Origin of the sequence: Selenomonas ruminantium AC2024 (assembly GCF_000687995.1) — a bacterium.
GTDB classification, from domain to species: Bacteria; Bacillota; Negativicutes; order Selenomonadales; family Selenomonadaceae; genus Selenomonas_A; species Selenomonas_A ruminantium_B.
Window position 1 is genome coordinate 2,311,175 of record NZ_JIAC01000001.1, and the last position, 25,044, is coordinate 2,336,218.

Sequence of the window (25,044 nt, forward strand, 5' to 3'; positions counted from 1 at the left end):
CTTTTCACCAAAGATGCTCCGGGCTTTTCCATTTCTCTATTCTTCTTTTTCTCCGGCCAGGTCAGACAGGGCTTCCCTGTCGATGATTTTGATGCAGCCCCGGGAGTTCTTGATGAAGCCCTCCTGGTTGAAGTACTTCACCAGACGGCTCACCACTTCGCGTGCAGTGCCCATATAGCGGGCAATCTGCTCATGGGTCAGATGGATTTCATCCGCGCCATTTTTCGCGCTTTCCTCCAGCAGGAAGATAGCCAGCCTGCGGTCAGCGGAGAAGAACAGCACCTGCTGCATCTTCCAGAGCATATCCGACAGACGGCTCGTAGCCATCTGATAGCCATAACAGCGCACGTTGATATTGCCGTCAGACAGTTTGCGGAACGTCGGCGATTTTATAAGCAGTGCCTCCGTATCCTCCTCTGCATCTACGTGGACATCAAAGGTCAATGATTCGAGCACACAGGGCGCCGACAGGATCCCCACATCATCCGCAAAGAGCCGGTACAGTGTCACCTCACGGCCGTCCTCGGACATGGTATAAACTCGCAGCTGGCCCTTTTTCAGCAAATGCACGCCAATGCAGTCCAAGGTTCCCTGATGGACATGCGTTCCCTTGGGATAATGTACCAGCTGAGTGCCCTCCATCAGGAGTTCCTTTTCAGCCGCCGACAACTGCGCCCAAAAATCAAAGTGCTGAATAAATAAATCCATCATGGATGATTCTGAAGCCAAGCTAATCCCCTCCCCTAATCGTAAAAAAAGCCCCCCAAAAGGGGGGCTTTCACTTGCTTCTTCCCAATCCCTGTAAGACTTAACGGAAGAGCTGGCTTACAGAGCGATGGCTCTGAATACGCATGATTACATCACCGATAGCATCTGCCAGAGACAGGGTAACAATCTTGTCGGACTGTTTTTCCGGCGGCAGCGGAATGGTGTTGGTAATCACCAGCTTTTCAATGCAGGATTCGTTGATGCGCTGTACAGCAGGGTCGCTCAGGATAGCATGGGAGCAGGAAGCGAACACGCGCTTTGCACCACGTTTTTCCAGGGCCTTGGCACCTTCGCAGAGGGAACCTGCCGTATCAACAATATCGTCAATGATGATGGCCGTCTTGCCTTCCACATCACCGATGAGATTCATAACCTCAGCACAGCCCGGTTTCGGACGGCGCTTTTCAATGATGGCGATGGGAGCCTGCAGGTGGTCAGCGAGAACGCGGGCACGGGTTACACCGCCCAGGTCTGGGGAAACCACCACGACATCTTCCAGCTTCTGCGAGCGGAAGTAGTTGGCAATAACGGGAGCTGCTGCCAGATGATCCACGGGGATATCAAAGAAGCCCTGAATCTGGCCAGCATGGAGGTCAACGGTAACAACACGGGTAACACCAGCAGTCGTCATGAGGTTAGCAACCAGTTTTGCGGAAATGGGCTCACGGCCGCGGGTCTTGCGGTCCTGACGGGCATAAGCGTAGTAAGGAACAACTGCCGTTACGCTATGAGCGGATGCACGCTTGCAGGCATCTGCCATAATCAGGAGTTCCATCAGGTTGTCGTTTACCGGGTAAGACGTCGGCTGAATGATGAAAATATCCTTGCCGCGGATGCTTTCGCTGATCATAACCTGCGTCTCACCATTGTTGAAATGACCGACATATGCATCGCAAAGATTTACACCGATGTGGTCAGCAATCTCTTTTGCCAGCTCCGGGTTAGCGTTACCGGTCAGGATGCATAAGTTTCCAGTGTCTAAAGCCATTTTGTAAAAATCCTCCAAATCTTTCTTTTCCTACAAATTAACTCATCTCGGGGAAGTGACATGCGTCACTCTCTATCTACAACAGTATAACACTGATTGTATGTAACATAAAGCCTTATTTATGATTGTTTGCACAATTCATTAGGAATTATTTGCGCTTGTCCACCCAGCCTTCGATATTCGTCTGGCGGGCACGGGCAATAGCCAAATTGTTGCTGGGCACTTTCTTGGTAATGGTGGAACCGGCACCGATATATGCACCATCCTCTACTTCCACGGGCGCTACCAGATTGGAGTTGCAGCCAACGAAGACATCGTTGCCAATCTTCGTGCGGAACTTGGTCTTGCCATCATAGTTGACCGTAATCGTACCGCAGCCCATGTTGACGCCAGAGCCCATGTCCGTGTCGCCGATATAGGACAGATGCGGCAGCTTGGAGCCTTCGCCAATCACGGAGTTCTTGACTTCCACGAAGTTGCCCATCTTGACACCAGCCATCAGGTGGGAATCCGGACGGATGTGATTGAACTGGCCGAGAATTACGCCATCATCAATCACACAGTCATGGTAGTAGCCAAACTGACCCATAACCTTGTTGCCCATCTTGACATTCTGCAGACGGACGCAGGGGCCCACTTCGCAGTCTTCACCGATTACCGTATTGCCTTCAATCCAGGTCTGCGGATAGATAACCGTATCGCGGCCAATTTTTACATCCGCATCCACATAGGTGGTATCGGGGTCCATAATCGTAACACCTTCCGCCATGAGTTCTTCATTCTTGCGGCGGCGCAGGATTTTTTCGGCACCGGAGAGCTGCAGGCGGGAGTTGATGCCCAGCGTGGATTCATAATCGTCAGCTGCTACAGCCCAAATCTTTTCGCCCTGCTTCTGGAGAATTTCCAGTACGTCCGGCAGGTAGTATTCGCCCTGGGCGTTGTCATTGGTAACCTGTTTCAGGGAGTCAAAGAGCGCACGGGCATCAAAGCAGTAGATGCCGGAATTTACTTCCTTGACTGCGCGTTCTGCTTCCGTGGCGTCCTTATGCTCCACAATCTTGAGCACGCTGCCGTCTTCGGCACGAATGATGCGGCCATAGCCCGTAGCATCCGGCATGATGGCCGTCAGCACCGTAGCCTTGGCCTGGGCTTTCACATGGGATTCGTAGAGGTTCTTGAGCAAATCCCCGGTCAAAAGCGGCGTATCGCCGCAGAGAACCATAACTGTGCCCTGCTCGTCCTTTAAGAGCTCTGCCGTCTGGAGTACAGCATGCCCCGTGCCCAGCTGTTCCTTCTGCTCGGCAAACTCGATTTCACTGCCCAGAGCCTGGCGCACTTCTTCACCGCCAAAGCCCGTGACCACAATATTGCGCTTGGCACCGGCAGCCTTGGCGGCATCGATGACATGCTGCACCATGGACTTGCCTGCAGCCTTGTGCAGAACCTTCGGGAGTTTGGATTTCATACGGGTGCCCTTGCCGGCGGCAAGGATTACAGTTACTAAATCAGACATTTTATCTGTGTCTCCTTAAAATTTATTTCTTTTATTTTTTCGCTTTTTTTGCCTTGGACTTTTTTTCGCGTTCGAGTGCTTCCATGGCTTTTAAGAGAGTCTTCTCCGAATTTTCCATATGGCGCTCTGCTGCCTTGCTGGCCGCCTTGCGGTCACCATTGGCAATGGCTTCCACAATCAGGCGATGTTCATCCAGAGTTTCCTCCAGACGGCCGGGATAGGACATGGACAGCGTGCGGAAACGGGTGAGCTGGTCACGCAGATTGGAGATAATCCCCACCAACCGCTCATTGCGGGCCGCATGATACATGAGGTCATGGAACTCAATATCCGTTTCCACGATTTTTTCGATATTGCCTTCTTTGATATAACCGCCGATAATCACCAGCAGACGCTGCAAGTGCTCAAGTTCATCATCGGTAATATGGTCAGCAGCCAGCCCATTGGACAGGGATTCGAGTGCCGTGCGGATTTCAAAAATCTCATTGATATCCCGGATGGACATGCTGGCCACATAGGTTCCCCGGCGGGGCATCATCACCACATAGCCCTCAAGTTCGAGCTTGCGAATGGCTTCCCGCACCGGAGTACGGCTGACACCTAATTCCTCAGCCAGCTGGATTTCCATAATTCGCTCACCGGGCTTCAGCACACCATTGCGAATGGCCTCCCGGAGGGATTCGCACACCACTTCCCGCAAAGGCTGGTAGCTGTCAAGCTTTATCGGGGCTAATCTGTTTGTCATATAGGCCTACCTCTTTTGCAAAAAATTACGCTTTCCTTCGGTTCATCTGAAATGTACGGGTGACAAAGACATCCGCATTGGTATTCTGCCGCAGGACGTTGGCAATGGCTTCTGCCTGTTCCCGGTTGCGGGCCAGACCAAATACGGTAGGGCCGCTACCGGACATCATGCTGGCCATGGCGCCCTTGTCGAGCATCATCTGCTTGTAGTCTGCTATCACGTCATACTTCTTTATAGTAACACTTTCCAGCACATTACACAATAACCCGGCCACGGCTTTTCGGTTGCCGCGGGCAATGGCTTTCTTGATGGCCTCGTTGTCCGGATGGCGCTCGGCCCCCTGCTCATCATAATTCTGATAAGCCCAGGCCGTGGACACGGAGATGCGGGGCTTGGCGAGCACCACCCAGGTCTCCGGCATATCGGCAAGGCGCGTCAAAACTTCCCCGCGTCCCGTGGCCAGCATCGTGCCGCCCATCAGGCAGAAGGGAATATCCGAACCGAGCCTTGCGCCCAATTCGCAAAGTCTTGCCTCGCTCATCTGCAAATTGTAAAGCTCATTCATGCCCTTGAGCACCGCTGCCGCGTCGGCGCTGCCTCCGGCCAGGCCTGCCGCAATGGGAATGCGCTTGGTAAGCTCCATGCGCACGCCCCCCGTAAGGCCGTATTCCTGACGTACAAGTTCCGCCGCCCGCCAGGCCAGATTCTTTTCGTCCGCCTTAAGCCAGGGCACGTTGATGGACAGCGCAATCTCCCCATCCGTCTTTTCCATGGTCAAAGTGTCGTGCAGGCCAATGGACTGCATAACCATGGCCACTTCGTGAAAACCATCCGGACGCTTGCCCAAAATATCCAGCGTCAAATTTATCTTGGCATTTGCTTCTACTGTTACCATCTGCACACTCCCATTCAATCAGCTTCTAATAGAATAACAATTTTTCACCCATAACGCAAGAAATCCCCCACCTCTAGGCAGGAAAATTTGACGAACTGTCTAATTATCAATTATAATATAGTTTATGACGTAAAAAGGAGAAGACAATATGAAAATCTTAGCCCGCCATTTGACCGCGGATTTATTTAATTGCCAGAACCACCAGTTAGACGATAACGAACTCATTTTAGATATGCTCAAAAAAATTCTGCAGGATTTGGAATTGCAGCTGATGAGCTTCTCCGCTGAAGCATTGGACAACGGCCACAATGCTTTGATGCTGACTCTCGCTGACGGTCACATCACCCTGCACGTTTATCCCGAAATGAAATATGTCGCTTTGGATGTCTTCCTCTGCCAGGAAAATGCCGAGCCGGATAAATTAGGGCAGGCCATCCGCGCCTTCTTTAAGCCCGACAAAACCAAGACCACTGTCTTAAAGCGTGGCGACTTCGGTGCTCCTAAGGAAATCAAACCCAAGGTGAAAACAAAAGTTGCGCCCCTGCGCAAGATTCATAACACCGGCGCCAAGGTCATCCGCATCCTGGCCCGCCGCAACAACAACCAGCAGTAAAAAACAGCGTGTACGCTCACCACGAGCAGTACACGCTGTTTTTTTAACAAAATTTACGCACGGCCTTGCCGTTCAGATAATCGCAGAGCCGTCCCTGATAGCGCCCCTCCTGCCGCATCACGTTGATGATATGGTCGCGGATTTTCCACCAGCCCGTGTGCCAGTTGGAAAAGAGCGTGTTCTCCTCCGGCGCCCGGCCGATAATCCGCTGCAGGACAATCTCCGGCGACAGATGTTCCAAAAACTTTATGACCCTATCCTCATACTCCGGCAGGGTAATCATTTTGATTTTGCCCGCTTCATAGTCTTTGGCCATGGCTGTGCCCTTGACGATGTAGAGGGCATGCAGCTTCACCTGGTCAACGCCTAAAGCCGACAAAATCTTGGCATCCTCAATCACGTCCAGCTCATCATCCCAGGGAAGATTGAGAATCAGATGGACGCAGGACTGCAGGCCGAATTTCTTAATGCGCAAAATGGCATCGATAAGTTCAGCCAACGTATGACCGCGGTTAATCTCCACAAGTGTGTGAACATTGGTACTCTGCAGCCCCAGTTCCACGCAAATGTCAATATTGTGCTTCTCCTTCTGTGCCTGCAGAACTGCCAGATGCTCGTCACTTACACAGTCGGGACGGGTGGCAATATAAACCGCCACTACATCCTCCGGCGCCCCGGCTTCATCCACCCAGGCCGCCAATTTTTCCGGCGTGGTGTAGGTGTTGCTGAAATTCTGCAGATAGGGAATAAACTTCTTCGCCTTGTACTTCGGCACAATATGCGCCCTGTTGGCCTCCATCTGCTCCGTAATCGTCATCGACGCGGGCAGGTTCTCATAGCCCGTGCCAATCTCCCCGCAAAACGTACAGCCTGCCCCGCCATTTCCACAAGTGCCGTCCCGATTCGGACAGGTCACAGGCAGTGCTATCGGCAGTTTATAGACCTTCTCGCCGTAGCGGTCTTTTAGATAATCGGAAAATGCCCGATATATTGTCTGTTCCATTTATAGCCTTTCAAATATCTTATATGCTTTCTTATACACCATCTTGTGCCGATGAACCAATTTCCAGCTCAATCCGCTGGCATACTGGCTCATCGGCGGTATAGTCAAACAACAGGGCGGTCGGTTGACAAGTCAGTTTTTGACATGTCAAATCTTGACTTATCAACATCATGTTATAGGCAAAGACCTCAATATGGTATTTCTTATTCACATCCCGCCAGTTGGTGAATTCGTAATCCGGCAGATAGGCCCGCACGCGGCTCGGGGCGCCCTTCCAGAAGTCGGCGGTGATATCCTGATACTGCAGGCGGTTCCAGTTGAGGTTTTCGGGGCGGATTTTACCGCCGTCGGAGAGCAGGGCATCATAGCGCAGTAAATTATCCATAAGCTCTGCTGACAGTTCATACGCCGCTAACGCAAAATCCCGCAGATAGCCGTAGAGATTTTTCGTACTATGGCCGATTTTATGGAAGCCCTGCTCCTCCCACCAGTCAGTAAACTTCTGCCAAAAGACAAAAGCATCGCCCTGCTCACATTCCCTGATGAGATAGTTTGCCGTCTGACGGCAGCGCCCTGCATTGTAATAGAGTTCAAAGACCTGTTCAAAACTGTGGAACCAACGGATTTCACCATAGCTCAAAGCATCACTTCGCAGCACTTCATAGGGCGCCATAGGCATATAGCGGTAATGATAGGGCTGAACCAAGTTCATCATCGCGGCCCCTTTGAGGAATTTCAAAAAGCCCAGCTGCAGCATATCCGTCTGCAAAGCATAAACATCATTAAAGGATTTACGGAAGGATTCCATGCCTTCACCTGGCAGGCCGATAATCAAGTCCACATGCAGGTGCATATTGTGAAAGCCCATTATCCTTTTGATATGGTCAGCAATATCCTGCCAATGATTTACGCGGGAAACAGCTTTTAGCGTCGCTGGATTGGTAGACTGAATGCCGATTTCGAGCTGCACACGTCCTTTGGGCAGCTGCGCAAGCACCTGCATGACTTCTTCATCCAGATAATCAATCGCTACCTCAAAATGGAAGTTCGTGCGGCAGTCAGCCGGCAGCTTGAGCAGATACTGCAGGATAGGCAAAAAATGGGATTTCTTGGCATTAAACGTGCGGTCAACGAATTTCACCTGCCGCACATCATGGGCAACAAAGAAATCCAGTTCCTTAAACACCCGCTCTAACGGCAAAAAGCGCACGCCCGCCGTGGCACAGGACAGGCAATAGGCACAGGAAAAAGGACAGCCGCGGCTAGTTTCATAGTAGAGAATCCGCTCCTTGATATCTGCCATTTCCTCTGCCCGATAGGCAAAAGGCACCTTGCCCGCAAAGTCAGCCACCGTCACATCCTGCCCCTCATTGATTTGACCTGACAAACTGCGCCAGGCAATGCCAGGAATATTTGACATATCAAGCTGACTGTTGACTTTTGACTGGTCAAAAGCGGCCGTCTGGAGCTGCTCTACCAGCTTCGGCAAAGCCTCCTCTCCTTCCCCACGGCAGACAAAATCCACCATGGGAAAATCCGTCATAAAATCTGTTACGCCATAGGAAACCTCTGGCCCACCACAGATAATGATGGTGTCCGGCAAGGCCGCAGGCAGAAGTTTTAACAGCGATTTTACCAGCTCAATATTCCAGATATAACAGGAAATCCCGAGCACCTTCGGCTGGGCACTATAAATTTCCCCAAGCATCGCGAGCAGCTGATGATTGATGGTCAGCTCCATGATTTCCGACCCCGGCACCGCCTCGCGCAGATAGCGGACAGATAACGATGTATGGGAATACTTGGCGTTAAGAGCCAGCCAAAGAATTTTATTTTCGTCCATGTACAAGTCTCCTAATTGAATAAAGATGCTGTGAAATTGCAGTTTGTTTGTTAGTTCGTGGTAAAGGTATCTTGTTCATACGTAGTTTGGGACGGACGGGGAAGTAATTTTTCTGTTTTCCGCTAAACGACCCCTTCGCAAAGTAGAGCTGTCCAGTTACTCGCGCTGGGCAGGCCAACGGCGCTGCTTTCAGCGTATTTGCTTAGCTGGGGACTACATGGGGCCGGCCTTCACTTCGTTCAGGCAGTCGCTCCCTACAGAAAAATCACTCCCCCGTCCGTCCCAAGTTACGCCCTATACTATTGCCACGAACTCGTCTCTCCCGTAACAAGAACATCGATGTACTTGACGCTTATCAGCGAGAAAAATACATTTAATGCAGATGCAACTTAGGGCGGAGGTGGTGATGCTTTTCGCCGTGGAACGACTGTCCGAACGCAGTGAGGACTGGCCCACAAACGGCATAGACTAAATACTGCGTTGAACATACGCGCCGCCGGTCTTGCCCGGCGCAGGTAACTAAAAAGCCCATACATTTACTTGTGGGTCATTCAGTGCAACGGCGAAAAGTATTACCACCTCCGCCCAAACTGAGCTGTAACAAATTAGTTCAATCTCGTAATAACATCGATAAACTGCAATTTGCAAAAAGTGCGTTGATAATTTATGTCAACGCACTTTCTGCTAGGTAAAGGGATATTTCACAGCCCCTTCTTATGTTCTCTTACATTTTTGCAATCTCGTGCAGGGTTTCCACAATCAAATCCACCTGTGGTTTTACGGTTTCGAGCAGCAGGCGTTCCTTCGGGCTATGGATATCCATGGTCGTTACGCCGATGGACACCATATCAAGCTGCGGATTCTTGCGGAAATGCCAGCCACATTCAAGGCCTGCGTGAATGGTTTCCACCTTCATATCTTTGCCATTCTGCTTCTTGAAGGTATCGGCCATGATTTTAGCCAGCTTGCTGTCCTTGTTTTCCTTCCAGCCCGGGGACTGCGTGCCGATATGCGCCGTAAAGCCGGTGAGTGCGCCCCATTCTTCAGCCATAAAGCGGAATTCGTCGAGCTTCTGGTCTACAGCAGAACGCGGGAAGTACTGCACCTTGACTTCCGTATCCGTGGTTTCGACTACGCCAAGGTTGGCAGACGTTTCCACAAGGCCCGGAATCACCGTGGACATCGCAAAAGTTCCCGTATGCAGAATCGTCATCAGGCGAATCAGGCGGGTCATGTCACCTGCATTCATTACGTGTTCCGGCATATCTACGTTTTTCAGTTCAAAACGGGCATTGGGGTCAACACTGCCATACATCTTATTAAAGCGTTCGAGCTGATCATTGAGCACTTTTTCGATAGCCGCCTTGTCCAAATCCGTCACGATGGTCATACGGGCATCGTCGGGGATAGCATTGCGAGCCTTGCCGCCGTTAAATGCTGCCAGTTCCACTTCGCCTTCAGCGGAAAGTGCCGCCAGCGTCATGGCCAGCGTGCGGATGGCATTGCCGCGACCGTCACCAATGCGCTCGCCGGAGTGGCCGCCCAAAAGGCCCTTAACTTCAATCTGCCAAGCCGACGTCATTTCCGGCTTCACCCATTTGATTTCGCGAGAGAAATCGAGGTTAACACTGCCGGCACTCCCCACCGTCAGTTCATCATAATTTTCCGAATCGCAGTTAATCAGGAACTTGGCATCCTGCAGATGTTTCGCATCGAGATGAATCGCACCTGTCATGCCCTGCTCTTCGTCTACCGTCACAATCATGCGCAGCGGGCCATGGTCCTTGGCATTTTTCATGATGTAGATGGCTTCGGCCACACCAATACCATCATCCGCGCCAAGACTCGTGCCGTCAGCGCGCAGGAATTTTTCATCCCGCACGAGCTTGATGGCATCCTTAAGCGGGTCAAAAGCTACGCCTTCAGCGGCCACGCAAACCATGTCCATATGGCCCTGCAAAATGGTCAGCGGCGCATTTTCAAAGCCTGCGCAGGCCGGCTTATCGGCAATGATATTATTCTTCTCGTCCTGGGTTACAGCAAAGCCCAGCTCCGTCAGATATTTTTTCAGAAAATCGCTGACAGCCTGTTCGTGCCCGGACTTGCGGGGAATTGCCGCCAGTTTTTCGAATTCGCTTAATACGCCTTCCAGTATTTCATTATTCTGTGCCATACTATCTCCATCCTTTACAAAACAAATAGACCAGACAATCCCCGAAGAGACTGCCTGGTCTAACTAAATCAAAATTATCTGCGGGCAGCTGTCAATCCGTAAGTGCCATGGTCATGGCCTCTGCCACATCCACCCCATTGGGCACATAAAGCATAATCTGATTTGAAACGCGTTTTGCCGAGCCATCCAAAACATAGCAAACGCCGTTTACGAAATCACAAATGCGACGCTGTTCCAGCGCTTCAATCTGCTCATAATTGACCACGCAAGCCTTGCCAGCTTTAAGGTCATCGGCAATGGCCGTCACCTGTTCAAAATTGCGCGGTGCATAAATCTGCATCTTGAGCTGTGGCTGTTTCGTGGTATGTACCGTCAGCTGAGGCTGGGATTTTTTCTGCCGGAAGGCACCTTTTTCATTCCCCAAAGCTGGACGCTCCACCCGAATGGAATCACCATTGGATACCTTGTACTCCGCAGCGTAGCTGGCACTGGCCATGCTGCTTCTGCGGCTGGACTTCATAGCAGATTTCTGTTTCTTCTTCTCTGCCAGTTCCTCTTCCATTTCATCCATCTCTTCTTCGTACTCATCATTTAAAGGCATGATGACATCAACCAAGCCCGAAAATTTGTCAGCAATCTTTGCAAATGGCCCCATTTTCAATCGTCCTTCCAGTAGTAATTCAATTTATCAATAATTTCACTGATTCCTAATCCCATTTTACTTTTCTTATGATAACACAGTTCCACAGAAAAAGCAAAACTCCTGCAATAAAATTTTCATATTTTTTTCATTGACGGGTGATGTGATAGGAAAGACTGCTGAGGCCAACGGACAAGTCTTCGTTGACGATATGCATCCCTGCAGGCACTTCCATCTTGATGGGGGCAAAATTCCAAATTCCCTTGACCCCCGCAGAAACCAGTTTATCAGCCACGCCCTGGGCAAAGGCTGCCGGCACGGCGATAATGCCGATATGAATCTGCCGCTCCTTTACAATCTGTTCCAGATTGGCAATGTCCTCCACCTTCACATGATTCACAGTGGTACCAATGACCTCCGGGTCCTCATCAAAGAGCGCCACGAGGTTAAAGCCCAAAGTCACAAAGTTATGGAAGTTGGCCAGCGCTGCACCCAAATGGCCAATGCCGATAATGGCAATGTTCCAATGGTTGTCCAGCCCTAAAATGCCACCCACATTGCGCTTGAGTTCGTTGACGAAATAGCCTACGCCCTTCTTGCCAAACTGGCCAAAGGAGGCCAGGTCTTTGCGAATCTGCTCCGGGGTAATCCCCAGGCGGCGGCCCAGTTCATCGGAGGAAATAATATCCAAGCCCTCGTCCTGAGCTAGCCGCAGGGTGCGAAAATACAAAGGCAGGCGGTCAATGGTCGCCTTTGATATGGTTGTCGGACTTTTCATCTGTTCCCGCCTCCTCTTTTTCGATAATTTCTTCAGCTTCTGCTCCGTCCGTTTCCGTGGATTCTTCCGGGGCAGCTTCTGCTTCTGTTTCTGTTTCTTTTTCAGCGCTTACCGGTTCGCCTTCTTGTTCTTCTGGCTGCACTTCCGACTGCACTTTCGGCAATTCTTCTGCTTTCAGCTCAGTTTCCAAAAACGCCGGTACTTCCCGGGTTGCATCCGCTTCTTTCTCCGCTTCCGCGGCGCCTTCTGCGTCCTTTTCCCGCTTGAGCTCAGCCACGGCTGCAATAAAGGCCAGCATGAGCCAGAGGAACATGGAAGAAGGAATGTTAAAGAGCAAATGGTCCGTCAAGCCGTTCAGCGCAATGGAGATTAACGCCAGCCCCAGACCTGCCGAAGCGCCTGCCAGCAGCCGCCAATCCGGCCACTCGATAAAGTCCTGCCAGATGGGCGTTTCCGTTTTTTCTTCCTCCACCTGCACGCTGTCGGCCACTTTTTTAAGTTCCACATCCGCGGCCGCATCCTCATTATAATCGAAGGGTGTCGGCGCCGGAATCACCGGCTGCGGTGCAGCGAACTTCTGCCGCAGTGCCGTAAACAGGGAACCAAAGAACAGCCACATAAAGGCCAGCATTCCCGGCACGCCGATTTCTGCCGCATAGTTCAAGTACATATTATGGGCATGGACGATACGGATATCGGCCCCCTGCAGATAGAAATCGTATTCGGGGTACACCATCCAGTAGGCGCCCCAGCCAATTCCCAGGAATGGATGGTCCTGAATCATGGCCACGGTGCTTTCCCAGAAGGCCAGCCGCATTTCCGAAGAGGTGTCCACCTTGGTGAACACAGAGGTCAGGCGCTCATAGAGCACAGGGTCAGCCACCAGCAGCAGCACAGCCACGCCAACGCAGGCTGCCAGTACCCGCCAGTCCTTAAGCATACCATAGACGGCAAAAATCACGGCAATAACGAGGCACGCTCCGCGGGCATAGGTCATGGCCAGACAGGCCGCACCTGCCGCCAGCAGCACGCCCAGCACAATGCGCTTCTGTTTGGTTCCGGCCTTGATGAACAGGCCAAAAGCCAGACAGATGATAATATCCAGATACCCGGCCAGAATGTTGGGATTTTCCCAAGTGGAAAACACGCGCTTCCGCAATTCGGGGAAGGCGTCGCCGTCCACCCACTTCATGGCGCTGATATCAATGCCGAAGATGAACTGATAGAAGCCGTAGAGCAGGACGAACACCGCCGCCATCCCAATGACCAGCAGCAGTTCCTTCACCTGCCGGACGCTGCGCACATTCTGTCCTACGACAAAGTAGGTCAGAACATACACGCCCACCAGATTGTACCAATTGTAGAAACTAAAGCCCTTGTCCGGCGAAACCATAATGGAAACGCCGCTCAAGAACACAAAGAGGGCCACAGGCACATCAAAGGGCAGCTGGCGGAACTTAAAATCATCATCCGTGCGAAAATGCAGTACCGTCAACACCGTTGCAATCAGCAAAGCGGCGGTAGCTGCCGGCGGGTGCAGGGCCAGCAGAAAAGCCTCTGCCAGCACGAAATTCCAGGACCATTTGGCAAACCGTCCCCGCCATTTCGCTCTGGATGCCTCCCTCCGCTTGGCTTTCACCATTTCCATTTCCGGGGAAATATTCTTGCTCATGCTTCTCCCCCCTTCTTATCCATCAGGAGCTTGCGCAGGCCGCCCACAAGATAAAGGGAGCCGGCCATAATCAGGAGCTTTTCTCCATTGGCCAGTTCAAGGGCCCGGTTCATGGCTTCATTATTATCGGCAATGGCCTCCACATGCTGCACATGAGCCGCCACCTTCCCCGCCAAAATCTGCGGGTCAGATGCCCTGTCCGAATGCGGTACTGTAACCACCACGGTATCATTGGGACGCAGCAGGATATCGAGCATGGTGTCGATATCCTTGTCCTTCAGAATGCCCAGCAGCAGTACGCGCTCCGGCGCAGGGAAATACAAATCAAGGCTTTCCCGCAGCGCCGTCATGCCAGCGGGATTATGGGCGCCATCGATGATGATTTTCTGCCCATTGTAGTCCGCCTGTTCAAAACGCGCAGGCCAGCTCACGAGCGTCAAGGCATCGTCAATGGTCTTATTCGTAATGCGGCTGTCCAAATTGGAAATGAGTTTAGCGGCCATCACCGCTACGGCTGCATTTTCAATCTGATGTTTGCCCAAAAGATGCAGGGTATAGGGTTCCTTCACCGCTCCCAACAGACCAGAGGAGAATTCCAGCCGCTGGAAATTGCCTTCGTAGCTGATAAAGTCAGCGCTGAAGTCCTCCCCTGCCACAAAGATATCGGCGTTTTTCTCCTCCGCCTGCTGACGGATAATATCGAGGGCAACACCCTGCGCTGCGGTGACCACCGGCACATCATCTTTGATGATGCCCGCCTTATGGTGGGCCACACCTTCCAAGGTGCCGCCGCAACGGTCAGCATGCTCCAAGGTCACGTTGGTAATAACGGAAACCTCGGGAACAACGACATTGGTGGAATCCAGAAGCCCCCCAAGTCCCACTTCAATAACGGCATATTCTACATGCTTAATCGCAAAGTAGAAGAAAGCCAGTGCGGTGAGCACCTCAAACTGGGTTGGACATTCCTCCCCGTCTGCAATCATCTTGTCGATATAGACCTTGATGGAACTCAGGCAATCGGCAAATTCCTGCTCACTGATGGCCTGACCGTCCACCCTTATCCGCTCCGTATAGGACACGAGATGCGGGGAACTGTAAAAGCCCGTATGGATGCCCGAATGGCGCAGGATGCCCGCCAGCATGGCGGACACCGAACCTTTGCCATTGGTGCCGGTTACATGAATCGTGCGATACCGTTCCTGCGGCAGTTCCAAACGCGCCAGCAGTTTTTGAATGCGTTCCAGACCGAGTTTAATACCAAATATATTGAGACTTTCTAAATATGCCAGCGATTCCTGATAATTCATATAGGGTTCTCCTAACGATTATTTCAGTTTGGCCAAATCCTGCATACGGCCTTCCACAGATTTTTTCTTTTCTTCATAACCAGCCAGTTTTTCCTTCTCACCGGCTACCACATCAGCAGGAGCCTTGGCGAGGAAGCCTTCGTTGCCCAGTTTCTTGGCCAGGCGGCTGATTTCCTTGTCGAGTTTTTCCAGTTCCTTCGTGAGACGGGCCGTTTCCTTATCCACATCAATCAGGCCCTTGAGCGGCAGGAATACTTCCACGCCGTTTACCATACCGGCCATGGCATTTTCCGGCTTGTCGGCACCGGCAGGCAGAATGGTAATCGGGTCAGAAGATGCCAGCTTGTCGAGATAGCTCTGATTTTCCGTAAATACGGCACGCAGGGATTCATCCGTGAAGTTCAGAATCAATTCGCTCTTTTTGCTCGGAGCCGCGCCAACTTCCGCACGCATATTGCGGACGGTCTTGATGGTTTCCATGATGGCCGTCATATCGGCTTCGATTTCGTCGCTGATGCACGCAGCCATAACATCCGGCCAGCTGGTTTCCATAATGCTCTTGAGCGCATCATCATGGGGAACCTTCTGCCAGATTTCTTCCGTGAGGAACGGCATGAACGGATGCAGCAGGCGCAGCGTGCCTTCGAGCACCGTGGAGAGCACATACAGTGCCGTATTACGGGCACGGACATTTTCCTTGTCGTAAAGGCGTGCCTTCGTAAGCTCGATATACCAGTCGCAGAACTCATTCCAGATGAATTCATAAATCATGCGGCCAGCTTCGCCGAGCTCAAACTTGTCCAGATTTTCCGTAACGTCACGCACCGTACGGGCATAACGAGACAGAATCCACTTATCGGACAGCGTATAATCTTCCTCAGCCGGCTTGAAGCTCTTATCAAAACCTTCGAGATTCATGAGCATATAGCGGGAAGCGTTCCAAATCTTGTTGGCAAAGTTGCGGGCGCCTTCCACACGTTCCCAGTAGAAACGCATATCGTTGCCCGGCGTGTTGCCCGTAATGAGCATGAAACGCAGGGTATCGGCACCGTATTTTTCGATAACTTCTACCGGGTCAATGCCGTTGCCCAAAGACTTACTCATCTTGCGGCCCTGGCTGTCGCGAACCAAACCGTGGATAAATACATGATGGAACGGAATATCCTTGCCGAATTCCAGGCCCATCATAACCATGCGGGCTACCCAGAAGAAGATGATGTCATAACCGGTTACGAGCGTAGCCGTCGGATAGAAATGTTTGAGTTCTTCCGTCTCGTTCGGCCAGCCCATGGTTTCAAACGGCCAGAGGCCGGAGCTGAACCAGGTGTCGAGTACATCTTCGTCCTGATGGATATGCTTGCTGTGGCAATGCGGGCATTCCGTCAAATCCGTACGGGAAACGCTGGTTTCACCGCAGTCATCGCAGTACCAGGCAGGGATACGATGGCCCCACCAAAGCTGACGGGAGATACACCAGTCGCGGATGTTTTCGAGCCACTGCAGATAAATCTTGCTGAAACGTTCCGGCACAAACTTGATGCGGCCGTCCTTAACAGCTTCCATAGCCGGCTTGGCAAGGCTTTCCATCTTGACAAACCACTGCTTGGATACCATCGGTTCAATCGTGCTATGGCAGCGGGAGCAATGACCAACAGCGTGTTCATGTTCTTCAACGGACACGAGTACGCCGAGTTCTTCGAGCTCTTTGACGAGCGCCTTGCGGCATTCGTAGCGGTCCATGCCGTTGTACTTACCAGCGCCCTCGCCCATCGTGCCATCGTTGTTGATGACCTTAATCTGTTCGAGGTTGTGACGCTGACCCATTTCAAAGTCGTTGGGGTCATGAGCCGGCGTAACCTTAACGGCACCAGTACCGAATTCCTTATCGACATATTCATCGGCAAACAGCGGAATGCGGCGGTTCACAATCGGCAGAATCAAGGTCTTGCCCACGATATCCTTATAGCGTTCATCTTCCGGATGTACCGCTACACCCGTATCACCGAACATCGTTTCGGGGCGGGTCGTGGCGATTTCCACATAGCGTTCCTCACCCTCTACCTGATAGCGCAGATGCCAGAGATGGCCGTTTTCATTTTCATGTTCCACTTCGATATCGGAAATCGCCGTGTTGCAGTTTGGGCACCAGTTGGTAATGCGCGTGCCCTGATAGATAAGGCCCTTGTCGTAGAGGCTTACGAACACCTCGCGGACAGCCGCCGAGCAGCCTTCGTCCATCGTAAAGCGCTGGCGGTCCCAGTCACAGGAGGAACCCAAAGAGCGCAGCTGGGACATGATGCGGTTGCCATACTGTTCCTTCCAGTCCCAAACGCGTTCGAGGAACTTTTCGCGGCCCAGTTCATAGCGGTTCGTGCCCTCTTCGCGCAGGGAAGCCTCAACCTTGGCCTGCGTAGCGATACCGGCATGGTCACAGCCCGGAATCCAAACGGCATTGTAGCCCTGCATGCGGCGGAAACGAATCAAGATATCCTGCAGCGTGTTGTCAAGCGCATGCCCCATGTGCAGCTGCCCCGTGACATTCGGCGGCGGGATAACCATGCTGTACGGCTTCTTGCTCTTGTCCACTTCGGCGTGGAAGAGTTTGTTATCCTCCCAGAACTTATACCATTTCTTTTCAAACGACTGCGGGTCGTAAACCTTCGGAATGTTGTTTTCCTGCGTCATTTCTTCGCTCATCATTATCCTCCTCAATAAACTAAAAAGCGCCTTCGCCCCAAAGGACGAAAGCGCATACTTTCGTGGTACCACCAATGTTTTCTGACCCGTCAATTTGACATGTCAACTTGACAAGTCAGCTCTAAGCCTTAACGCGGCCAGACGTCTGCACCTACTCCATTCAGCACAGAAGCTCCTAAGCGACCTTCAAACCTGCCATGGGGAAACTTCCACCAACCGTTTCCTCTCTATGCCACAGCTGCAGCCCTACTCCTCTTAGTCATTGCCCTGCTATATTTCTAATACGGCGTTAATTCTACCACAAAATCAAGCACTTGACAATGACCCACCAACAATTTGCTCAATCAGCCTGGATTTCTGCTTTCTTAACGCAAAGACAACGTCAAAGTCTCCATCTTCCCCGCTGTCTTTGTCTATCGGCGCTAATTCATCATAACATTTCCATAAAACAGGTATCCCATTTAGGCTTTCTTCAAAGAATTGGCAACCCCACCAACACCTGCGATACTACACCGGCGAAAAACCAGGCCATGGCTTTCCGCAAACTGTGAGAGTTCATATACGCATCATAACCTATACAGAGGTCAACAATCAGCGGCAGCAGAAACAATACAACATACAGGGCTTCCATCGTCAGCATCCTCCTTTTATAAAGTCAGAAATCCAAGCTATACAAAAGTTATTCGTCAGACGAATATCAAATACCTGCTGTTTCTTATGTATACATAGAGATAATCTTAGAATTATTTTCATATATGGTCGAGAGGCAAAAAACTCCCGCAAATCAACTGCCTGATTTGCGGGAGTTCCCTTTAGCCACATATTAAATCATATTTTTGACATAGGAATCGTAAAGGGCTTTGAGCTCTTCCATCTTGTCATACATTTCCACCTGCAGACCGGAAGCGGCGGCGTAATCGCCTTCGTTCAGCGCATTGATAAGCAGGGTGAACAGGGATTTTTCATCGATGCTGTCCTTGGCCAGGTAAGAACGGATGCCGTTAATCTTGTTCCAGTTGTAGGAATCCAAATCCGTCACGAACTCAGCCTTGATTTCCTTGGCAGCGCGGACGATGTCGCGGTTTTCCGGAATGATGCGGGCAATGAGTTCCGTCTTCCAGCGCAGCAGCGCACCGGCACGGAAAGCATTGATAATCGTGTCATTAAGGGCACCGCCAGCCGTGATAACGGCCTTCTTATCCGCATAGTTCTCGAAGTTCTGCATGTTTTCCCAAACCGTTGCGGGAGGTGCACCGAACAGGCGGTCGCGTTCTTCATCCGTGTAGTCTTCGAACACATCATTTTCACTGCGGTAAGCACGGTTCTTCTCCAGATAGAAGCCTTCTTCCCCAGCGTCCTTGGAAAGTTCCGTAAGGAGTTCCGCCGTGGTGTGGTTAACAGCAGTCTTGATGCCGTCAAGGCAAGCGGAGTAAATGGCAGCCAGCACCAGATACGTGTTAGTGTACGGGTTGCAAGCGCGCAGCTCGAAGCGGGTTGCATACGGATTACCCAGGTCGCGAATCAGGCCGGCCAGAATCGTACGGTTACGGGACGGCTGGTCCGGACGATGGCCCAGGGACGTAACGATACATACCGGTGCTTCAAAACCGGGTTTCAGACGATTCAGGGAGTCATTGGTAGCTGATACAAACGGATTGATGGCTTCGTAGTTCTTGAGCATACCCATGAGGGAGCCATAACCGATAGCGCTCATGAAATCCTTATGCTGGTCATCTGCAGTAAAGAGGTTGTGGAGCTTGCCATCTTTGGTGACAGCAGCCATGCCGATATGGGTGTGTTCACCGTTACCAGCCAGACCAATCATCGGTTTTGCCTTGAAGCTTACTTCGAGACCAATGGAACGGAAGGTTTCCTTAACCACCGTGCGCACGAAGATTTCGTTATCAGCAGCCTGCAGGGCATCGGCAAACTTCCAGTCGATTTCCAGCTGTTCGCAAACATGGGTCATGTTACCGCTGCCATCAATCTGCGCTTTGAGTCCGCCGACTTCCTTATGGCCCATTTCGACCTTGAAGCCGTATTTGTCAAGTTCGAGCAGGCAGTTTTCCATTGCCGTGCGCACAGCGCCATGAGTACGTTCCCAATACTGTTCCTGCATGACCTGAGAAGCGGACATTTCTTCGATGGCTGCTTCTTCGAGCGGCGTCTTAACCCAGAATTCCAATTCCGTAGCGGAAGTGAACTGAATGTCAACAACATCATTGCCGTTGATGCTTTCAAGACCGGAAATCTGCGGATGCTTCTTGAAGGTGTCCAACAGTTCCTGCTTTACAAAGTTCAGCGTGTCAGCCAACACAGCACGGGAGTCAACGCGCTTGCCTTCATGCACGAGGAAGGACGGAATGCGCAGGGTACCGACCGGCTTGCCCGTTTCTTCATCGTAGAATTCCATGTTGTAATCCACGAACCAGTTAACGGAGGGGTCAATGGGCATATCAACCTTGGCGTTGTTCAGAGTGGCAATACCCGTCAGCACAACGGAGGAACCGTCAGTCTGTACTGCAGTGCCGGCATAGAAATCATCAATGTCCTTGATGAAGATGCGCACGGGGATTTTTTCATCCGTATCGTTACCGGCCATATCCACACCCACGAGGGATACGAATTTAATTTCCGGATGAGCTTTCAGCTGCTCGATAATATCCTCTTTTTTCGAATTCGCCGGAATCACATACAGTAAATTTTCCACGTAAAACCACCCTTTCAATAATTAAATACGAAAAAGCCATGCAAACACACCCCAAACGGGGATAACGTCTGCATGGCTCCATTGCCAAAAAATATTTTTCTTTACGAGAAAGATATTACCATAGCCAAAGCCTCTTGTAAAGACCTTTTCTATGTATTTTTATGTATACTTTACTTAAGCATGGCGAGCATCGTACCAGCAGCTACTGCCGTACCGATAACACCAGCCACGTTCGGGCCCATAGCATGCATCAGCAGGTAGTTGCCCGGTTTTGCCTTCATGCCGACCACCTGGCTTACGCGGGCAGCCATCGGCACAGCAGATACACCAGCGGAACCAATCAGCGGATTGATCTTCCAACCGGACAGACGGCACATGAGCTTACCAAAGAGCACACCACCGGCCGTACCGGACATAAAGGCAATCAGACCAAGGCCGATAATCAGCAGCGTTGCCGGCTGCAGGAAGTCGTCAGCATTCATGGTCATGCCCGTACCGGTTGCCAGGAAAATCGTTACGATATTGCAGAGAGAATTCTGGGCCGTATCGGAAAGACGGTCCATAACACCGGATTCACGGAAGAGGTTACCCAGCATCAGGCAGCCAAGCAGAGCGGCAATCGGCGGCAGCAGCAGGCTGATGATGATAGCAGCTACAATGGGGAAGCAGACGCGCTCGAACTTCGTTACGGGGCGGAGCTGTTCCATAGCGACTTCACGCTCTTTCTGCGTGGTCAGCACTTTCATAATCGGCGGCTGAATCAGCGGCACCAGAGACATGTAGGAGTACGCTGCTACAGCGATAGCCCCCAGAAGATGCGGAGCCATCTGAATGGACAGGTAGATAGCCGTCGGGCCGTCAGCACCACCGATGATGCCGATAGCACCAGCTTCCTGTACCGTGAAGCCCAGGAGCATAGCCCCCACGAGGGCCACGAACACGCCAATCTGAGCAGCTGCGCCCAAGAGCAGGGTAACCGGACGGGCCAAGAGCGGACCAAAGTCCGTCATAGCGCCGATGCCTAAGAAGATCAGCGGCGGGAAAATTTCATTGGCAATACCATAATGGATGGCCTGCATAAGTCCCGGTTCCTCTAAAAATCCCGTGCGCGGGAAGTTAGCCAGGATACAGCCAAAAGCAATCGGCCCTAAGAGCAACGGCTCAAATTCCTTGACGATTGCCATGTAAAGAAGTACAAGACCCACGAGAATCATGATGCCATTGCCCATGGTGAACGCGGAGAAACCGCTGTCAGCCCAAACGGCCTGCAGGGAAACGGCAAATGCGTTGAATAATTCCATAATAAATCCTCCTCCCCTGCTTTAACCCCGGCTCTGAATTGCCTGACGGCCGGAATTCTTCCAGTTGTTGCGCTCCAGAGGACGAATAGCCCGGACGCTGTCGGCGCCATAACCCATGCTAGCTACGGCAGCGGCAATAACAGCAACCACCTCGGGAGAAATCCCCTCTTCCACAGGTGCAGCCGCTACTGGCTCAGGTTCAGCTACAGGAGCTGGTGCCGCAGGTGCTTCTTCCTTCGGTGCAGCCTTCGGCTTCGTGGGGTCAATATAGTGAATAATATTAATCACCACACCCAAAGCCATCAACACCAAGAACACAACGGTCATGTTGATCAGCATAATAATCAGCGGATTGGTTGTTACTGGTTGTGACATACACTCACCTCATTCATTTTTTAGGCATCCCTTGCCTATTCTCACCTAATATAGACACTTACACTAGGTTATTATAACTCATATTTATAAAAATAGAAATACCCTTTATGTGAATATTATTCATAGCAGAAAGTTATGCAAACGCCGCCTTAAAAATCCCACTCCTGCAGACGCTTGACATATAACTTCTGAAAGGCCGGATATTCGCCCAGACCTTTCAGGCTCACCCGCACGGAAAAACCGGCGGCCTGCAGACGATTAAGCCAGGATTCCGGCTCAGAACCTGCAATATCCTCATTGACATGGGCACCGCCGGAAAGAAGCAACGGGGCAAGAAGCAGTTCTTTTGCGCCCTTGTCCTGCAACCTTGCCAGCACCGCCGCAAAGTCCGGCGTGTCCGTCGGCTCAATCACACCGATATGAACCGGGAAACATGCCGTATCGGCATCCGCCTGCAGATTTTCATAAGCCGGATTATGCCGATGCGGGGAACCATGCCCCACGAGCACCAAATCCTCGCCTGCTTCCAGCGGGAAAATTTCCTGCAATACGGCCAGCATGTCGGCACCATCAGCAGGACGCTCCATCAACGGACGGGAAATCACCAGCCGGTCAAACTTCTGCCGATAAGGTTCTACAACCTGCAAAACCTTCTTCTCATATTCTTCACCGGCTGTAAGATACCCCGGCTGAATGACGACTTCAGCAAAACCATCGGCCAGCAGTCCATCCAGTGCTTCGGTCAGGGAATCCACATGCACACCCTGTTCCGCAAGTTTTTTGCGGATAAACACTGAGGTATAGGCCTGCCGGAGCGTAAACTCCGGATAGGCCGCCTCTATCTGCCGAGCAGCAGCATCAATACAATTTTTGCGTGCCTGCTCATTAATGACACCAAAGCTGGCAAATAAAATGGCTTTTTTCATATCAGCCCTGCTCTTTTTTGACAACATCGGCAATCTCATTGCAGATTCTGTCGAGCTGTGCCTGGTCCGGGCCTTCTGCCATTACACGGATAAGAGGCTCCGTACCGGACGGACGCACGAGAATACGGCCTTCGCTGCCCAGTTCAGCTTCACCCTTGGCAATGGCAGCAGAAATGGCTTCGTTCTTCTCCCAGCCTTCCTTCGTAGCTACGCGTACATTAACCAGAAGCTGCGGATAAGTCGTCATGAGTGCCGTCAGCTCGGAAGCCTTGCGACCGCTGCGCTTCAGGGAAGACAGAACCTGCAGAGCCGTGATGGGGCCGTCACCCGTGGTGCTGTAGTCCGTGAAAATGATATGACCGGACTGCTCGCCGCCGATTTTGTAACCGCTCTTGAGCATGTTTTCCAGTACATAACGGTCGCCAACCTGCGTTACTTCTACGCGGCCGCCAGCTTCCTTGATAGCCTTGTGGAAACCGATGTTGGCCATAACCGTGGAAACAACCGTCTTATGCGGCAGGGTGCCCTTCTTAATCATATCCTGTGCGCACATAACGAGGATGTGGTCACCGTCGATAATCTGACCCTTTTCATCCACGCAGAGGCAGCGGTCAGCATCACCATCGTGAGCGATACCGAAGTCTGCATTGTTTTCCACAACAGCCTTCTGCAGGGATTCCATATGCGTGGAACCGCAGTTGTCGTTGATGTTTACGCCGTTGGGCAGAGCATGGATAACCTTGACCTTGGCGCCCAGTTCACGCAGAACCTTGGGCATCACTTCGTAAGCGGCACCATTGGAGCAATCGAGCACAACCTTCATGCCGTCGAAGCGTTCCGAGCAGGTGCTGATGACAAATTCGATATACTGGTTCAAAAGGTCCGTGCGGTACTCGATATGACCGATTTTTTCACCCGTCGGACGAGCCAGATTGTCGTCATTTTCGAGCTGATGCACGATTTCTTCGAGCTCATCTTCCACAGCATCCGGCAGTTTGTAACCGTCGCCGCCGAAGAACTTAATCCCGTTATCATGGAACGGATTGTGCGAAGCGGAAATCACGATACCAGCCTTAGCCTTATGACGGCGTGCCAGATATGCGATTGCCGGGGTCGGAATTACACCAGCCAGCATAGCACGGCCGCCCGCAGAGCAGATACCAGCCGTCAGTGCTGCTTCAAACATTTCACCGGACAGACGCGTGTCACGGCCAATGAGAATCAGCGGCTGTTCCTCGCTGTCGCGGCCAAAGTAAATCGTAGCTGCCCGGCCCAGGCGGTAAGCCAGCTCCGGCGTCAGGTTGACATTAGCCTCGCCGCGTACACCATCTGTACCAAATAATCTTGCCATAATTAGAAAATCCCCCTAATAATAGCGATTTTTATCGCTGAATTTACACATGCTATTTATATTATCATATTTTTTTCAGAAAATCCACGCTACCACCATTTTCCGCAAAAATTATTAGCCATTACCATAAAGTATGATATAATCTAATTGAGGAGCGTGATGTGTTATGCCAGAGATAACACGTTTTTACGGTATCGTTATAAAAATGTTCTTTAAGCCTAAGGAGCACGAACCTAGCCATATTCATGCACTATATGGCGAATATATGGGAGAGTTCAACATCCTTACCTATGAAATGATTGAGGGTGATTTGCCACCCAAGGCTCAGGAATTAGTAACCGAATGGCTACAAACCTATCAAAAAGAGCTTCAAGAAATGTGGGATACACAGCTAATACGCAAGCTTCCCCCGCTAAAATGAGGAGGTGTATGCAATGATTCCGCGTATAAAACACATTGAATCACAAAACGATTATATTTTACAGGTTGTATTCGATGATGGTAAAATCGTTCGCTATGATGTAAAAGATGATATACGCACGCTACCATCCTATCGCAGCCTCATGACCGAATATGGACTTTTTCAAAACTTCCAACTTGATGCCAGTAGAACCTGTATTTCTTGGAATGATGAAATCGATTTACCCAGCGACATTATTTATGAATATGGCGTACCTTGCTTTGCTAAATAAGGTTTTTCGATGCTTGATAATATTTCAAAAAAATATACAACCAAAACAGGC

General features: G+C 51.2%; 22 protein-coding genes and 1 other annotated feature. Of the genes, 3 read left to right on the plus strand and 19 right to left on the minus strand.

Features of this window, described 5'->3' with window-relative positions; translation table 11 throughout:
* Positions 1 to 36 precede the first annotated feature (36 nt).
* From P157_RS0111110 to ispE, 5 genes are all read right to left on the minus strand, one after another.
* Entirely contained in the window at positions 37 to 729 is a 693-nt protein-coding gene (locus P157_RS0111110) for a Crp/Fnr family transcriptional regulator (RefSeq protein ID WP_230578480.1), read from the minus strand.
* Positions 730 to 808: 79 nt separating this feature from the next.
* Positions 809 to 1,756, minus strand: coding sequence for a ribose-phosphate diphosphokinase (locus tag P157_RS0111115; protein ID WP_026761053.1), 948 nt, complete (start codon positions 1,754 to 1,756; stop codon positions 809 to 811).
* Between the two features lie 148 nt (positions 1,757 to 1,904).
* On the minus strand, positions 1,905 to 3,269 hold the full coding sequence (gene glmU, locus P157_RS0111120; protein WP_026761054.1) for a bifunctional UDP-N-acetylglucosamine diphosphorylase/glucosamine-1-phosphate N-acetyltransferase GlmU: 1,365 nt from the start codon (positions 3,267 to 3,269) through the stop codon (positions 1,905 to 1,907).
* Positions 3,270 to 3,300: 31 nt separating this feature from the next.
* The gene (locus tag P157_RS0111125; RefSeq protein ID WP_026761055.1) at positions 3,301 to 4,014 is read right to left on the minus strand and encodes a GntR family transcriptional regulator; all 714 of its coding nucleotides are present in this window, start codon (positions 4,012 to 4,014) and stop codon (positions 3,301 to 3,303) included.
* A 25-nt stretch (positions 4,015 to 4,039) separates the two neighbouring features.
* The gene (gene ispE, locus P157_RS0111130; RefSeq protein WP_026761056.1) at positions 4,040 to 4,909 is read right to left on the minus strand and encodes a 4-(cytidine 5'-diphospho)-2-C-methyl-D-erythritol kinase; all 870 of its coding nucleotides are present in this window, start codon (positions 4,907 to 4,909) and stop codon (positions 4,040 to 4,042) included.
* Between the two features lie 148 nt (positions 4,910 to 5,057).
* Here ispE and speD point away from each other — a divergent pair, with 148 nt between their 5' ends.
* Positions 5,058 to 5,522, plus strand: a complete 465-nt coding sequence (speD, locus tag P157_RS0111135) for an adenosylmethionine decarboxylase (protein ID WP_026761057.1) — start codon at positions 5,058 to 5,060, stop codon at positions 5,520 to 5,522.
* A gap of 43 nt (positions 5,523 to 5,565) precedes the next feature.
* Here speD and P157_RS0111140 read toward each other — a convergent pair whose 3' ends face one another.
* From P157_RS0111140 to glmM, 14 genes are all read right to left on the minus strand, one after another.
* Complete coding sequence (locus P157_RS0111140; RefSeq protein ID WP_026761058.1) at positions 5,566 to 6,525, minus strand: TIGR01212 family radical SAM protein; 960 nt, start codon at positions 6,523 to 6,525, stop codon at positions 5,566 to 5,568.
* A gap of 31 nt (positions 6,526 to 6,556) precedes the next feature.
* A complete protein-coding gene (locus P157_RS14510) occupies positions 6,557 to 8,368 on the minus strand; it encodes a B12-binding domain-containing radical SAM protein (protein ID WP_037368341.1) in 1,812 nt (603 codons plus the stop codon).
* A 724-nt stretch (positions 8,369 to 9,092) separates the two neighbouring features.
* Positions 9,093 to 10,541, minus strand: coding sequence for a beta-Ala-His dipeptidase (pepD, locus tag P157_RS0111150; RefSeq protein ID WP_026761059.1), 1,449 nt, complete (start codon positions 10,539 to 10,541; stop codon positions 9,093 to 9,095).
* Positions 10,542 to 10,632: 91 nt separating this feature from the next.
* A complete protein-coding gene (locus tag P157_RS0111155) occupies positions 10,633 to 11,196 on the minus strand; it encodes a cell division protein SepF (RefSeq protein WP_026761060.1) in 564 nt (187 codons plus the stop codon).
* 133 nt (positions 11,197 to 11,329) lie between these two features.
* On the minus strand, positions 11,330 to 11,959 hold the full coding sequence (locus P157_RS0111160) for a redox-sensing transcriptional repressor Rex (protein WP_026761061.1): 630 nt from the start codon (positions 11,957 to 11,959) through the stop codon (positions 11,330 to 11,332).
* The gene (locus P157_RS0111165; protein ID WP_026761062.1) at positions 11,922 to 13,631 is read right to left on the minus strand and encodes an O-antigen ligase family protein; all 1,710 of its coding nucleotides are present in this window, start codon (positions 13,629 to 13,631) and stop codon (positions 11,922 to 11,924) included. The genes P157_RS0111160 and P157_RS0111165 overlap by 38 nt, the downstream gene beginning before the upstream one ends.
* Entirely contained in the window at positions 13,628 to 14,941 is a 1,314-nt protein-coding gene (locus P157_RS0111170) for a bifunctional folylpolyglutamate synthase/dihydrofolate synthase (RefSeq protein ID WP_026761063.1), read from the minus strand. Before P157_RS0111170 ends, P157_RS0111165 begins: the two co-directional genes overlap by 4 nt.
* Positions 14,942 to 14,959: 18 nt before the next feature.
* Positions 14,960 to 17,626: a valine--tRNA ligase gene (locus P157_RS0111175; protein WP_026761064.1), complete on the minus strand. Its 2,667-nt coding sequence runs from the start codon at positions 17,624 to 17,626 to the stop codon at positions 14,960 to 14,962.
* Positions 17,627 to 17,675: 49 nt separating this feature from the next.
* Positions 17,676 to 17,910: a binding site (T-box leader), on the minus strand.
* A 200-nt stretch (positions 17,911 to 18,110) separates the two neighbouring features.
* Positions 18,111 to 18,269 (minus strand): hypothetical protein, encoded by a 159-nt coding sequence (locus P157_RS15585; RefSeq protein WP_155266749.1) that lies wholly within the window; start codon positions 18,267 to 18,269, stop codon positions 18,111 to 18,113.
* A gap of 192 nt (positions 18,270 to 18,461) precedes the next feature.
* Positions 18,462 to 20,348, minus strand: coding sequence for a glutamine synthetase (locus tag P157_RS0111185; RefSeq protein WP_026761065.1), 1,887 nt, complete (start codon positions 20,346 to 20,348; stop codon positions 18,462 to 18,464).
* 170 nt (positions 20,349 to 20,518) lie between these two features.
* Complete coding sequence (locus P157_RS0111190) at positions 20,519 to 21,649, minus strand: sodium ion-translocating decarboxylase subunit beta (RefSeq protein WP_026761066.1); 1,131 nt, start codon at positions 21,647 to 21,649, stop codon at positions 20,519 to 20,521.
* 21 nt (positions 21,650 to 21,670) lie between these two features.
* Entirely contained in the window at positions 21,671 to 22,024 is a 354-nt protein-coding gene (locus tag P157_RS0111195) for an OadG family protein (RefSeq protein WP_026761067.1), read from the minus strand.
* Positions 22,025 to 22,173: 149 nt separating this feature from the next.
* On the minus strand, positions 22,174 to 22,950 hold the full coding sequence (locus tag P157_RS0111200; RefSeq protein ID WP_026761068.1) for a sirohydrochlorin cobaltochelatase: 777 nt from the start codon (positions 22,948 to 22,950) through the stop codon (positions 22,174 to 22,176).
* A gap of 1 nt (position 22,951) precedes the next feature.
* A complete protein-coding gene (glmM, locus tag P157_RS0111205) occupies positions 22,952 to 24,301 on the minus strand; it encodes a phosphoglucosamine mutase (protein ID WP_026761069.1) in 1,350 nt (449 codons plus the stop codon).
* A 166-nt stretch (positions 24,302 to 24,467) separates the two neighbouring features.
* Between glmM and P157_RS0111210 the strand changes: the two genes are divergently transcribed.
* Together P157_RS0111210 and P157_RS0111215 are read left to right on the plus strand one after the other, a co-directional pair.
* Positions 24,468 to 24,722: a DUF4160 domain-containing protein gene (locus P157_RS0111210; RefSeq protein WP_026761070.1), complete on the plus strand. Its 255-nt coding sequence runs from the start codon at positions 24,468 to 24,470 to the stop codon at positions 24,720 to 24,722.
* 13 nt (positions 24,723 to 24,735) lie between these two features.
* Positions 24,736 to 24,993 (plus strand): DUF2442 domain-containing protein, encoded by a 258-nt coding sequence (locus P157_RS0111215; protein ID WP_026761071.1) that lies wholly within the window; start codon positions 24,736 to 24,738, stop codon positions 24,991 to 24,993.
* Positions 24,994 to 25,044 lie beyond the last annotated feature (51 nt).

Coding starts and splice junctions, on each gene's coding strand:
- P157_RS0111115 (WP_026761053.1), bottom strand. CDS start 1,756: ATGGCTTTAGACACTGGAAACTTATGCATCCTGACCGGTAACGCTAAC.
- glmU (WP_026761054.1), bottom strand. CDS start 3,269: ATGTCTGATTTAGTAACTGTAATCCTTGCCGCCGGCAAGGGCACCCGT.
- P157_RS0111125 (WP_026761055.1), bottom strand. CDS start 4,014: ATGACAAACAGATTAGCCCCGATAAAGCTTGACAGCTACCAGCCTTTG.
- ispE (WP_026761056.1), bottom strand. CDS start 4,909: ATGGTAACAGTAGAAGCAAATGCCAAGATAAATTTGACGCTGGATATT.
- speD (WP_026761057.1), top strand. CDS start 5,058: ATGAAAATCTTAGCCCGCCATTTGACCGCGGATTTATTTAATTGCCAG.
- P157_RS0111140 (WP_026761058.1), bottom strand. CDS start 6,525: ATGGAACAGACAATATATCGGGCATTTTCCGATTATCTAAAAGACCGC.
- P157_RS14510 (WP_037368341.1), bottom strand. CDS start 8,368: ATGGACGAAAATAAAATTCTTTGGCTGGCTCTTAACGCCAAGTATTCC.
- pepD (WP_026761059.1), bottom strand. CDS start 10,541: ATGGCACAGAATAATGAAATACTGGAAGGCGTATTAAGCGAATTCGAA.
- P157_RS0111155 (WP_026761060.1), bottom strand. CDS start 11,196: ATGGGGCCATTTGCAAAGATTGCTGACAAATTTTCGGGCTTGGTTGAT.
- P157_RS0111160 (WP_026761061.1), bottom strand. CDS start 11,959: ATGAAAAGTCCGACAACCATATCAAAGGCGACCATTGACCGCCTGCCT.
- P157_RS0111165 (WP_026761062.1), bottom strand. CDS start 13,631: ATGAGCAAGAATATTTCCCCGGAAATGGAAATGGTGAAAGCCAAGCGG.
- P157_RS0111170 (WP_026761063.1), bottom strand. CDS start 14,941: ATGAATTATCAGGAATCGCTGGCATATTTAGAAAGTCTCAATATATTT.
- P157_RS0111175 (WP_026761064.1), bottom strand. CDS start 17,626: ATGACGCAGGAAAACAACATTCCGAAGGTTTACGACCCGCAGTCGTTT.
- P157_RS15585 (WP_155266749.1), bottom strand. CDS start 18,269: ATGGAAGCCCTGTATGTTGTATTGTTTCTGCTGCCGCTGATTGTTGAC.
- P157_RS0111190 (WP_026761066.1), bottom strand. CDS start 21,649: ATGGAATTATTCAACGCATTTGCCGTTTCCCTGCAGGCCGTTTGGGCT.
- P157_RS0111195 (WP_026761067.1), bottom strand. CDS start 22,024: ATGTCACAACCAGTAACAACCAATCCGCTGATTATTATGCTGATCAAC.
- P157_RS0111200 (WP_026761068.1), bottom strand. CDS start 22,950: ATGAAAAAAGCCATTTTATTTGCCAGCTTTGGTGTCATTAATGAGCAG.
- glmM (WP_026761069.1), bottom strand. CDS start 24,301: ATGGCAAGATTATTTGGTACAGATGGTGTACGCGGCGAGGCTAATGTC.
- P157_RS0111210 (WP_026761070.1), top strand. CDS start 24,468: ATGCCAGAGATAACACGTTTTTACGGTATCGTTATAAAAATGTTCTTT.
- P157_RS0111215 (WP_026761071.1), top strand. CDS start 24,736: ATGATTCCGCGTATAAAACACATTGAATCACAAAACGATTATATTTTA.